We start from the raw sequence: 11,076 nt of genomic DNA on the forward strand, positions 1-11,076 counted from the left end.
CTGACCATCACTGGTTCAGCGGTTTTTTTGCGCGGTCGCTTATTGCGCCGCGACTTGTGCATCCATCTTCTGGCGCAGGCTCAACGGGCGCATGTCGGTCCAGACTTCTTCGATGTAGGCCAGGCATTCCTTCTTCAAGCCGCTCTTGCCCACGGTGCGCCAGCCTTCTGGTACGGCTTTGTAATCGGGCCAGATCGAGTATTGCTCTTCGTGGTTGACCACGACCTGAAAGAGGATGTCCTCGCGGTCGAATACTGACGTCATGCTGGTTCTCCATCGTTGTAAGGTCGGCTGCACAACGGATGCAGCCGGGGTATGTAGAAAGAACGTTCGCCGCGTGAAGAAATTTACAGCGCGGCGGTGGCGGCGGCCAATGCGCGACCGAAGATCTCGGCCACCCGGTCGATTTCCGCTGCGGTAATCACCAGCGGCGGCAGGAAGCGCACAACGGCGCCATGGCGGCCGCCCAGCTCCAGAATCAGGCCACGCTTGAGGCATTCACGCTGCACCAGTGGCGCCAGACGCCCAAAGGCCGGCGGATGACCAAGCGCATCAGGCGCACCATTCGGGTCCACCAGTTCGACGCCAAGCATCAAGCCGCGCCCACGGATATCGCCCAGTTGCGGGAAGTCGCGTTGCAGAATGTGCAGATGTTCACTGAGTCGATCACCCATGGCGGCGGCGTGCTCGCAAACCTTGTGCTCCACGAGATAGCGCATCACCGCTGAACCGGCGGCCATGGCCATTTGATTGCCACGGAACGTGCCGGCATGGGCGCCCGGTTGCCAGGTGTCGAGCCAGTCGCGGTAAACCACCACCGCCAGCGGCAGACTGCCGCCGATGGCCTTGGAGAGCACCACCACATCCGGAACGATGCCCGCATGTTCAAAGGCAAACATCTTTCCGGTACGGGCGAATCCGCTTTGAATCTCATCGACGATCAGCGCTACACCAGCCTTTTCGGTGATCCGGCGCAAGCCGCGCAACCACTCGACATCCGCCGGTATCACCCCGCCCTCGCCCTGCACCGCCTCGACAATTACCGCCGCCGGCAATTGCACGCCCGCCTCGGGGTCGTTGAGCAGGTTTTCCAGATAACTCAGGTTGGCTTTGACTCCAGCCGCGCCACCGAGGCCAAACGGGCAACGGTAATCGTAGGGAAACGGCATGAACTGCACGCCACTGCTGAGCAAGGCACCCAGCGGTTTTTTCGGCCCCAGGCTGCCCATCAGGCTCAACGCACCTTGGCTCATGCCGTGATAGCCACCGGAAAAGGACAGCACGGTGCTGCGGCCAGTGGCAGTGCGCACCAGTTTCAGCGCTGCCTCCACCGCGTCGGTACCGGTCGGGCCGCAAAACTGAATTTTCGCCTGCGCCGCCAGTTCCGTCGGCAGCAGGCCGAACAGGTCCTGGACGAATCGATCTTTGACCGGCGTGGTCAGGTCGAGGGTGTGCAGCGGCAACTCGTCCGCGAGAACCTGCTGGATCGCTTCGATCACGACCGGATGGTTATGCCCCAGCGCCAGCGTGCCGGCCCCAGCCAGGCAATCGATGAACGTACGCCCCTCAACGTCCTCGACATACAAGCCCTTGGCACGTTTGAGCGCCAGCGGGATACGGCGCGGATAGCTGCGCGCATTGGACTCCTGCCGGCTCTGACGCGTCAGCAGGGGTGATTCGTTGAATTCATATAACGTTTCCGCCGGCGCCGAGGCGACCCGGGCCGACGACGCTTCGATAAGGCTGGTGGCGACTGACATCTCTCGACCCCTCAATTCGCTATGGATAATGACCAAAACAGCACACCGACAGGTGCGCGTTCCGGTCGCGGGGCGCACTTGCAGGTTTTCCTGTTCTGGAAACGCTTCAGCGAGGAAAGGATTTACACCCTTGATCGAGTTGTCCGGTGGGGGCTGGCAACGGCTTGTGCAGCAGCAAGGTCTGCAAGCCGCAGGAGATGACGGGTGGCGCTGCTTGTTGATACCCCAGATGCCGATAGAACGCCGCAGCGGTGCGGGTGCTGTTGAGGTGCACATGCTGCACCCCGCGAATCCGCAACCAGCCCTCAAGATTCTGCATCAGCGCCCGGCCGACGCCTCGGCGGAAGGACTCCGGCTGGACGTGACACAGCAAGATATCGCCACTTGCCTCGGCCATGCCGACACCCACCGGTTTGTCTTCAAGCAAAGCGACGCAGAGACAAATGTGTGGAGCGGCGAGCCGGCTACTGATGACATCGATGGTGGACTGATTGACCCAGTCGCTGACGATCGACGAATCATTGCGGTGATCGAGTGCACATCCGACGCGGATCGAGCGTTCGACGATGCGGTTGATAATGCCGGCGTCGGCCAGTGTGGCCGGACGTATGCAGACGGGTGCTTCCATGCGCAGTTCCCTCAATCCATTGAGTCAAAGCTGGGTTGACCTTAGCCCCGACCCTGGCGGATAGCGAACGCCGAGAAGTTACATTTGATGTGCCGGAACAGCAATTCTGTAGGAGCTGCCGAAGGCTGCGATTTTTTGATCTTGATCTTGAAGCAAAATCAAAAGATCGCAGCCTTCGGCAGCTCCTGCGCAGGGCGGTGCGGTCAGAGAGGTTGCAACGGCATGGTCAGTTCGACCCGCAAGCCATCCGCGCGGCTGTCGAAATGCAGGGCACAGTCACAGCGCTGGACAATCGCCTGGACAATCGCCAGACCCAGCCCGCAGCCGGTGCTCTGACCGTTGCGCCAGAACCGCTGAGTCAGATGCTGTATGTCATCCGGCGCAATGCCCGGGCCATGATCGCGCACGACAAAACGCACGCGAGCGCCAATGCTTTCAAGACTGACCTCGACCGCACAATCTTCCGGCGTATGGCGCAAGGCGTTATCGAGCAGGTTGCGCAGCGCAGCAATTGCCAGCACCGCAGGCATTTGCACCGGAGCGGCAGGCAGGTCATCCGGCACATGCAGTTTGATCCGCAGCCGTTCACCGCCCGTGGCGTCCTGAATCGCCAGTCTGGCCACCTGCTCGGCGCTGCACTGCGAGCCGTCATCGAACGACAGACTGCCTTCGACCCGCGCCAGCAACAGTAACTGTTCAAGGGTGCGGTGCAGGCGATCGGCGCCCTCCTCGGCGCGCGCCAGCGACTGATCGCGGGCGCTGCCATCGGTCATGCGCGCGACTTGCAGGTGGGTCTTGATGGCCGTCAGCGGACTGCGCAATTCGTGCGCGGCGTCACCGGTCAGGCGACGTTCACGCTCGATGGTCTTGCCGATGCGCTGGAACAACTGGTTCTGGGTTTCCAGCAACGGCTTCAACTCGCTGGGAAATGCCTGCAACTGCAACGGTTCAAGAGAATCGGCATTGCGCCGCATCAGTGCTTCGCGCAGGCGATTCAGTGGTGCAAGGCCCTGACCGATGCCCAGCCACAGCAGGCACAAACAACCGAGCAAGGCCACACCGACTGGTACCGAAGCGGCGAGCAGAATCGACATGTTCAAGGCTTCACGCTCGATCTGCCGATCTGCCGTAGTGATGCGCACATCGCCACGAGCCAGGGTAAAACTGCGCCACGGCGCACCGTCGATCATCTGATCGTGGAAGCCCATTTTTTCCGCTTCCAGCGCTTGTTCGGGATTGTTGTGGCTACGGGCAAGGATTTCCCCGCGCAACGAACTGACCTGACAGGCCATACCGCCGGGAATATTCAGCTGTTCGGCACTGAAGTGCGTGCCCTCGCCCTTGCTCGGCAGCGCCGGCAATTGCTCGAGCAGCCCGGCGACCATGCGCGCCGAGGCAACCAGACGCTGGTCGAGAGAGAACATCATCTGATTGCGCAAATCACTGAGCATCCAGGCCGCCGCCAGCGCCCAGATCAGCGCGAACGCGGTGCCGAGCGTCAGGCTCAGCCGCAGGCGCAGACTCATCACTTGCCTTGCTCTGCGCCGTCGGCGGGCCCGAGCCGATAGCCCAGACCGCGCACGGTTTCGACGATGCCCTTGCCGAGCTTGCTGCGCAGATGGTGGATATGCACGTTCAGCGCGTTGCTTTCCAACTCATCGTTAAAGCCGTAGACGCTGTCCTTCAACTGCTCGGTGGACAGCACCCGGCCACGATTGTGCAGCAACGCCTGCAAGAGTGACTGCTCACGCCGCGACAAGTCCACCGGTTGCCCGGCCAGTCGGGTTTCCCGGCTGCTTGGGTCGTAGGTGAGCGGGCCATGTTCGATCAGATTGACGCTGCGTCCGGCGACTCGACGCAACAAGGTTTGCAGGCGAGCAAACAGTTCGCGCAGGTCAAAAGGCTTGAGCAGGTAGTCGTCGGCGCCGGCCTGCAAACCGTCGACACGATCAGTCACTGAATCGCGAGCAGTGAGAATCAACACCGGAATTTCCAGACCGTGATTGCGCAGTTGCTGCAGCAGCTTGAGGCCGTCTTCGTCAGGCAGACCGAGATCGAGCACCATCACGTCGAACTCGGCGACCTTGAGCATCGCCCGCGCCTTTGATGCCGTGTTGACGTGCTCGACGGTCAGGCCCTGCGCCGTGAGCCCGGCGACGATGCCACTGGCGATCAGCTCATCGTCTTCGCAAACCAGTACGTGCATGGGGGCTCCGTGGACAAAAACGCGAGTGAAACAGCCGAGGATTAAGGCGCAATTATGGCGGTACATATCGAGTTCGCAAAGCTGCAGGCGAACATAGCGAATTATCGCGTATCGGCGACGGATGCGAGGCAGAGGGCCAAAACTCTTGTGGTTCGGGTTACCCATCCGGAAACAATTGCGGACTTTATCGAATAGATGACTTCATTTAGCTTCGGCCTGCAACTTTCAATCCGCATTTAAATGGACTTAAAACGTGAGCAACCTGAACAACTTCGTCGCCATAGACTGGCGCTCCGGCCCCGATCGGATTTATTTCTTCTTCAAGAATACCGACACTTATTCGCGCTTTGATCTGGGAAACAATAGCGTATCAGCCAATTACCCAGCCTCCACCGCAGGCAGTTGGGACACTTTCGACCCCTATACAAAAGACCTGCGCTTCGGCTTGACTACCACTTCGTTCGGCTGGAATACCGCAAGTGACGAGGACATCGCCTGGTTGTTCTTCTATCAGGGCACAACCCCGATGGTGTGCAAATATGACCAGGATAACGATAAGGTTGCTGCGTTCTACAAGGTTGCCGACTCTGTCTGGAAACCGATCCTTCCGTATTTTGACAGGATCATCGCCGGCACTTGGTTTCAACTTACCGGCCACCCTTTCCTGTTCCGCTTTATTCTTGATGACGGACACTATCTATCGTTCAACTACAGAGCCAGGACCCTTACCCGCAACCGGTTTGGCGAATATCAACTGGGCGCGCTGAAACCCTATGAAGACCGAATCATCACAGCAGCACAGAATGACCGGACATTCGCGGACAGCTACTGGTACATCTTCCTCACCAACAATCAATATTTGACCTACAACATTCAATCCGACCGACTGGTTTCCGGCCCCAGAACAATCAATGAGGATAATTGGCCCGGCCTGCTGCGCGACTGATTGGCCGATCCTGGTGGGGCTAGTAGGATAGGGTTAATTATCGGTTAATCGCCGCCGCCCATCCTGTACCCCACTTGCACAGGGACAAGGCTCCTCCATGCGTCATTTTTTTCTTCTGTTTGCTTTACTTATTTCCGGTCTGGCTCAGGCCGCAAACAATCCGTTCGAATCCAAGCCGGACTTTTTACCCGTCGACCAGGCATTCGTACTCTCCTCCGAGCGTCTGGACTCGGGAGAAACCCAGTTGTTCTGGCAGATCAGTGACGGCTACTACCTGTATCAGAAACGCTTGAAGTTCGACGGGCTGGCCGCTGATCAGCAGCCGGTACTGCCTGAAGGCGAATCTCACAGCGATGAGTTCTTTGGCGAACAGCCGGTCTACCGCCAAGGCCTGGAAGTAAAAATCCCGGCGGCGGCAAAGGGGCAGATCAAAGTCAGTTATCAGGGCTGCGCCGATGCCGGTCTGTGCTATCCACCGCAAACCCGAGTGATCGATCTGGGCGGCAAAGCCGCAGCAGCAACAGGCGCTGAAGCGCCGGACCAGGCCTTGGCCAGCAGTCTGCAACAACGGGCGCTGGGCTGGAGCCTGTTGGTGTTTTTCGGACTCGGCCTGCTGCTGGCATTCACGCCATGTTCGCTGCCGATGCTGCCGATTCTGGCCGGGATGATTGTCGGCAGTGGCGCCACACCAAGGCGCGGCTTTGCCTTGGCCAGCAGCTATGTGATCTGCATGGCGCTGGTGTATGCGGCGATGGGCGTGATTGCTGCGCTGCTCGGCGCGAACCTGCAGGCGTGGTTGCAGAATCCGTGGTTACTCGGCACATTTGCCGCCATTTTCGTGGTGCTCGCACTGCCGATGTTCGGCTTCTTCGAGCTGCAACTGCCGGTGGCCCTGCGTGATCGACTTGAACATGCTTCGCGCAGCCGCAGCGGCGGCAGCCTGATCGGCGCCGGTGTGCTGGGCGCATTGTCTGGTCTGTTGGTCGGGCCGTGCATGACCGCGCCACTGGCCGGTGCGCTGTTGTACATCGCGCAAAGCGGTAACGCCTTGCACGGCGGTTTGATCCTGTTTGCACTGGGCATCGGCATCGGTGTGCCGCTGTTACTGCTGGTCACCGTCGGCAACCGTTTCCTGCCGAAACCCGGCGCCTGGATGAATCTGCTCAAAGGTGTATTCGGTTTCCTCTTTCTCGCAACCGCATTGCTGATGCTGCGTCCGGTGCTGGCCCCGTCGTTGTGGCTCGGTCTGTGTGGCGCGCTGCTGCTGATTGCGGCTTACAGCGCCTGGAAACAGTCCGAAGGTTTTGGCCGCGTCGCGCAGATGTTTGGCGCCCTGTCCCTCTTGCTCGGTTTGTGGGGCAGCTTGCTAGTGATCGGTGCGGCTGGCGGCAGCGATGATCCGTATCAGCCGTTGCAGGTTTACAGCGCCGGCCGTGTTGCCGGTGCAGCGCCAAGTGGACACGACGCTTTCACCACGATCAATGAACCAGCCACGCTGCAACGCGAACTCGACGCAGCCAGGGCTCAGGGCCAATGGGTGTTGCTCGATTACTACGCCGACTGGTGTGTGTCGTGCAAAGTGATGGAAAAGAAGGTGTTCGGCGAGGCCAAGGTCATGCAGGCGCTGAGCAACGTACGCCTGCTGCGCCTGGATGTCACCGCCGACAACGCCGCCAGTCGCGAGCTGCTCGGTCGTTATAAAGTGCCGGGGCCGCCGACGTTCATCTGGATCGGCGCTGACGGCGCAGAACGCCGCAGCCAGCGCATCACCGGTGAGGTCGATGCCGACACCTTCCTGCAACGCTGGTCCACTACCCGAGACGCCAACTGATGCTGACGCTCACCCTCGGCACCTTCGCCATCGCGCTTAACCACTTGCTGCTGATCAGTGCTCTGGCGCTGGCGACGTTTGTCGGTTGGCGAGTGGCCAAGCGTGGCGGCGATAATCCCGAGTCGGCGCTGTTCAGCCTCTTCTTGCTGGGCATGCTCGCGGCGCGCATTGCGTTTGTCGCGCTGTACTGGTCGCATTATCGCAACGACCCGTGGCAGATCATCGATCTGCGCGACGGTGGTTTTCTCGCCTGGCCCGGGGTGATCGTTCTGCTGCTGGCGGCGTTGTATCGCGGCTGGCGGCGCCCCGGTCTGCGTCGCCCGTTGGGCTTCGGTGTGGTCAGCGGCGTGATGTTCTGGTTGCTCGCCACGCTGTCGCTGAATATTTATGAACAAGGCACGCGGCTGCCGGATATCTCCCTGCGTAACGCCGCCGGGGAAAGGATCAAGCTCCGTGACTATCAGGGCGGCCCGCTGGTGATCAACCTGTGGGCGACCTGGTGTCCGCCATGCCGGCGAGAAATGCCGGTACTGGAAAACGCCCAACAACAGCGTCCGGATCTGACGTTCTTGTTCGTCAATCAGGCCGAAAGCATGCAAAGCGTGGCAACGTTCCTGGAAACCCAGGGCCTGAGCCTGAACAACGTGCTGTTCGACCGCAGCGGCCGTCTCGGTCAGGCCGTGGGTTCCATGGCGTTACCGACTACGCTGTTCTATAGCCCGGACGGTCGTTTGCTGACCAGTCACCTCGGTGAACTGTCGAATGCCAGCCTCGCGCGCGCGCTGGAAACGTTCGACACTTCACCTTCTAGCCCGAATCAGGCCGTTGCTCCGGCCAACTCTGCAAGGAAACTGCCATGCCCCGCCTCCGCCACCTGCTGACGCTGACTCTGGGCACTGCCCTGCTGCACTTGCCGTCAGTGCAGGCTGCTGAAGAACTGCCTGCGGCGATCAAAAAAATCGAAGCAAAAGGCGCAAAAATTGTCGGCCAGTTCGACGCCCCCGACGGCCTGCGCGGGTACGCTGCGCAATACCAGAATCGCGGCATGGCGCTCTACCTGACTCCGGACGGCAAGCACGTCGTGGTTGGTAATCTGTACGACGCCGACGGCAAGGATCTGAGTAGCGAGCCGTTGCAGAAACTGGTCTATGCGCCGATGTCCAAGGAAGTCTGGGCCAAGTTCGAGGCGAGCAACTGGATTCAGGATGGCAACAAGGATGCGCCGCGCACGGTGTACCTGTTCAGCGACCCGAACTGCCCGTATTGCAACATGTTCTGGGAACAGGCGCGGCCATGGGTCAAGGCCGGCAAGGTGCAGTTGCGCCACATCATGGTCGGCATCATCCGCGAAGACAGCCCGGGCAAATCAGCCGCGCTGCTGGCGGCGAAAGATCCGGCCAAAGCGCTGGAGGATCACGAAAAGGCCGGCAAGGGCAGCACGCTCAAGGCTCTGAAAGACATTCCGGTCGCCGTGCAAACCAAACTCGCGGCCAACATGCAGTTGATGGAAGACCTGGAACTGCAGGCCACCCCGGCCATTTTCTACCTGGACGACAAAGGCGAATTGCAACAACAGCAAGGCGCGCCTTCGCCGGACAAGCTGGTGAAGATTCTCGGGCCGAAATAGACTTCGCAAGCGCTGCCCGGTGCGGCTCGTCAGTAGTCGCACCGCTCGATAATGTCCTGCAAGTGCTCGGTCTTTCCCTGTTCCGTGAGAAAGGTTGTCACCTCAGCGCACCACGCTTGGTCTGAGGCAATACCGGCCCAAGCGTGCGTCCCCGCCCAATGCCATGGACGATCGTCAAAAGTGTTGATCAGCGCTTGGTTGAATGTGTGAACGTTGAACTTGGGGTTTCGCGCGTTCTGCAACATCAACGAACTGAACACACGTTGCTGCGTTGCTTCGCATGGTTTGATTTGCTGGGCTTTGGTCGAGCTCAGGACAATGAAATCAGGTTTGACCCCTTCATCGAACGCGGCCTGCAATCTGTAATGTCCATCGATGATCACGTAAGAACACAGTCCGCCCACATACCAGAGCAGGATCGGCGGCAAACTGCCCTCCCTGGCTTTTTTGCGCCACCATTTGAGACGACCTGCAAAGGGATCTACCGTGTGCAGACCGATCAAGTGCCCCAAATCCCAATCAAGCCAATGCACAGTGTGCGGTTGCACGTTGTCGAGAATGCCCTCGCCGCGGGCGTACCAGTTGGGCAGATGACTGGACGCATCGGCCGGGGTGGAAAAATACCAGCCATCCGGTCCTGCAACGGGTTTGTATCGGCTAACCGCTGGCAATAGAGGGCGCGCCACCCAATGGCCGGGATAGAGAAAGTCCGCCTGATTGTTCATCAACTGGTTGATGAAATAGCGACACCAGCGCGGGAAGCGCTCTTGGACGGGTAATCCAAAGTGCTCCTGGACGACAGCCGAACCGATGGGCGGCACGGATGGCGATTCGAGTTGAACGGGCCTGGGATTGCGAACCAGCCACGCACCGTAATATGAGGTGGCAATAGTCGCCCAAAAGAGCGGTATTTCGTTGAGCATCAACTTCATCCGTCCGTTGTTGCCACTTTGCAGATGAAGCGCAGGTTTGCTTGATTTCGGTCGGTTGACCTCAATACTCAATCCAACCCACTTGTCCTCGAGATCCTTGAGGTCACGCCACCAGAACTGTTGCACGTCGTTCCCTTATCAAATGCTTTTATAGATGAGTTTCACACTCGCGATTGTATGGTGCCCTGCTCGCGGATGAAGGTCACTCGGTCTAGCGGTTTCGCTCGGCCAGAAACGCTAGCAGCGCCTCAGTGACGAATTCGGGGTTCTCCAGATTGGAGATGTGCCCCGCCTCTGGCACCAGCACACACGGGCAACCAATCAATTCAGCCATTTCCCGGGCTTCCGACGGTGGCCGTGGTTTGTCCTGATCGCCGCAGAGCACCAGCGTCGCAGCCGCGTCCAGCTCGGCCAGGCGTGGCAACAAGTCGTCACGACCAAAAGTGATGCGCCCCATCGGCACGATGCTTTCGCGCAGACGCTCGGGCGAATAGCCTTGCAGTTTTGCGCGCAATTGCTGATACAGCGGCGACTGCGGGTCGATGCCCGGGCGGAAGAAGATTGGCACGACGATGTCGAGCAGTTGTTCAGAGAGGGTGCCGGTGTCTTCGATCTGCTTGAACAGCGAGAAGTAATACTGCCGGGTCGGTTCCGGCTCGACGCCGACGTAAGTGTCCATCAGCACCAGACCGTTCAAACGTTGCGCTGCGGACAGTGCCAGGCGCGCGCCCCACATGCCGCCGACCGACAGCCCGACCAGAGTGACGCGGTCGATGTCCAGATGATCAAGCAAAGCCTGCGCCTGACGGGCGATGTCATCCAGCGATGTGGTGCCTTCGGGTAATTTGCCGGACTCGCCATGCCCCCACAGATCCAGCGCGATGACGCGATAGTGCGGGGTCAGCGCGGCGATCTGCGGCGCCCACATCGCCTGATCCCAGAGATAACTGCCTGCGAGCAACACGGCCGGGCCAGTGCCTTGATCAATGTAGTGCAGCGCTTGTCCGTCAACCGTGAAAAAGGCCATCGACCACCTCCGGGAGAAAAAGAGAACCGGCAGACTGAGCTGCCGGTTGTTGATCGTCAAGCCCGGAAATGTACAGTCACGTACCGGTTGATTTGTGTTGAATTCTCCGACGCCATCGC

Annotated in this window: 11 protein-coding genes; 4 read left to right on the forward strand and 7 right to left on the reverse strand. The window is 59.8% G+C overall.

Annotated elements, in window-relative coordinates; translation table 11 throughout:
- Positions 1 to 39: 39 nt before the first annotated feature.
- The 5 genes from ACP7D9_RS21395 to ACP7D9_RS21415 all read right to left on the reverse strand — a co-directional run bounded on the left by ACP7D9_RS21395 (position 40) and on the right by ACP7D9_RS21415 (position 4,594).
- Positions 40 to 264, reverse strand: a complete 225-nt coding sequence (locus ACP7D9_RS21395; protein ID WP_041478467.1) for an MbtH family protein — start codon at positions 262 to 264, stop codon at positions 40 to 42.
- A gap of 83 nt (positions 265 to 347) precedes the next feature.
- Positions 348 to 1,760 (reverse strand): aspartate aminotransferase family protein, encoded by a 1,413-nt coding sequence (locus tag ACP7D9_RS21400; RefSeq protein ID WP_101155621.1) that lies wholly within the window; start codon positions 1,758 to 1,760, stop codon positions 348 to 350.
- A gap of 106 nt (positions 1,761 to 1,866) precedes the next feature.
- Positions 1,867 to 2,388, reverse strand: coding sequence for a GNAT family N-acetyltransferase (locus ACP7D9_RS21405; RefSeq protein ID WP_426159547.1), 522 nt, complete (start codon positions 2,386 to 2,388; stop codon positions 1,867 to 1,869).
- Between the two features lie 203 nt (positions 2,389 to 2,591).
- Complete coding sequence (locus tag ACP7D9_RS21410; protein WP_426159548.1) at positions 2,592 to 3,914, reverse strand: ATP-binding protein; 1,323 nt, start codon at positions 3,912 to 3,914, stop codon at positions 2,592 to 2,594.
- Positions 3,914 to 4,594 (reverse strand): response regulator, encoded by a 681-nt coding sequence (locus ACP7D9_RS21415; RefSeq protein WP_101155615.1) that lies wholly within the window; start codon positions 4,592 to 4,594, stop codon positions 3,914 to 3,916. The genes ACP7D9_RS21410 and ACP7D9_RS21415 overlap by 1 nt, the downstream gene beginning before the upstream one ends.
- Before the next feature lie 253 nt (positions 4,595 to 4,847).
- On the opposite strand from ACP7D9_RS21415, the gene ACP7D9_RS21420 reads away from it, so the two are divergent.
- From ACP7D9_RS21420 to dsbG, 4 genes are all read left to right on the forward strand, one after another.
- Positions 4,848 to 5,540, forward strand: a complete 693-nt coding sequence (locus ACP7D9_RS21420; protein ID WP_101155613.1) for a hypothetical protein — start codon at positions 4,848 to 4,850, stop codon at positions 5,538 to 5,540.
- Positions 5,541 to 5,637: 97 nt separating this feature from the next.
- The gene (dsbD, locus tag ACP7D9_RS21425; RefSeq protein WP_426159549.1) at positions 5,638 to 7,371 is read left to right on the forward strand and encodes a protein-disulfide reductase DsbD; all 1,734 of its coding nucleotides are present in this window, start codon (positions 5,638 to 5,640) and stop codon (positions 7,369 to 7,371) included.
- Positions 7,371 to 8,252: a TlpA disulfide reductase family protein gene (locus ACP7D9_RS21430; RefSeq protein ID WP_101155610.1), complete on the forward strand. Its 882-nt coding sequence runs from the start codon at positions 7,371 to 7,373 to the stop codon at positions 8,250 to 8,252. The genes dsbD and ACP7D9_RS21430 overlap by 1 nt, the downstream gene beginning before the upstream one ends.
- A complete protein-coding gene (dsbG, locus tag ACP7D9_RS21435) occupies positions 8,228 to 8,998 on the forward strand; it encodes a thiol:disulfide interchange protein DsbG (protein WP_426159550.1) in 771 nt (256 codons plus the stop codon). The genes ACP7D9_RS21430 and dsbG overlap by 25 nt, the downstream gene beginning before the upstream one ends.
- A 29-nt stretch (positions 8,999 to 9,027) precedes the next feature.
- Here the strand turns inward: dsbG and ACP7D9_RS21440 are convergent, their stop codons facing one another.
- Positions 9,028 to 10,056: a ParB/Srx family N-terminal domain-containing protein gene (locus ACP7D9_RS21440; RefSeq protein ID WP_426159551.1), complete on the reverse strand. Its 1,029-nt coding sequence runs from the start codon at positions 10,054 to 10,056 to the stop codon at positions 9,028 to 9,030.
- An 85-nt stretch (positions 10,057 to 10,141) separates the two neighbouring features.
- Complete coding sequence (locus ACP7D9_RS21445; protein WP_426159552.1) at positions 10,142 to 10,957, reverse strand: alpha/beta fold hydrolase; 816 nt, start codon at positions 10,955 to 10,957, stop codon at positions 10,142 to 10,144.
- Positions 10,958 to 11,076 lie beyond the last annotated feature (119 nt).

Origin of the sequence: Pseudomonas sp. TSRC2-2, assembly GCF_049897785.1 — a bacterium.
Classification (GTDB): Bacteria; Pseudomonadota; Gammaproteobacteria; order Pseudomonadales; family Pseudomonadaceae; genus Aquipseudomonas.

Coding starts and splice junctions, on each gene's coding strand:
- ACP7D9_RS21405 (WP_426159547.1), bottom strand. CDS start 2,388: ATGGAAGCACCCGTCTGCATACGTCCGGCCACACTGGCCGACGCCGGC.
- ACP7D9_RS21415 (WP_101155615.1), bottom strand. CDS start 4,594: ATGCACGTACTGGTTTGCGAAGACGATGAGCTGATCGCCAGTGGCATC.
- dsbD (WP_426159549.1), top strand. CDS start 5,638: ATGCGTCATTTTTTTCTTCTGTTTGCTTTACTTATTTCCGGTCTGGCT.
- ACP7D9_RS21400 (WP_101155621.1), bottom strand. CDS start 1,760: ATGTCAGTCGCCACCAGCCTTATCGAAGCGTCGTCGGCCCGGGTCGCC.
- ACP7D9_RS21395 (WP_041478467.1), bottom strand. CDS start 264: ATGACGTCAGTATTCGACCGCGAGGACATCCTCTTTCAGGTCGTGGTC.
- ACP7D9_RS21430 (WP_101155610.1), top strand. CDS start 7,371: ATGCTGACGCTCACCCTCGGCACCTTCGCCATCGCGCTTAACCACTTG.
- ACP7D9_RS21445 (WP_426159552.1), bottom strand. CDS start 10,957: ATGGCCTTTTTCACGGTTGACGGACAAGCGCTGCACTACATTGATCAA.
- dsbG (WP_426159550.1), top strand. CDS start 8,228: ATGCCCCGCCTCCGCCACCTGCTGACGCTGACTCTGGGCACTGCCCTG.
- ACP7D9_RS21410 (WP_426159548.1), bottom strand. CDS start 3,914: ATGAGTCTGCGCCTGCGGCTGAGCCTGACGCTCGGCACCGCGTTCGCG.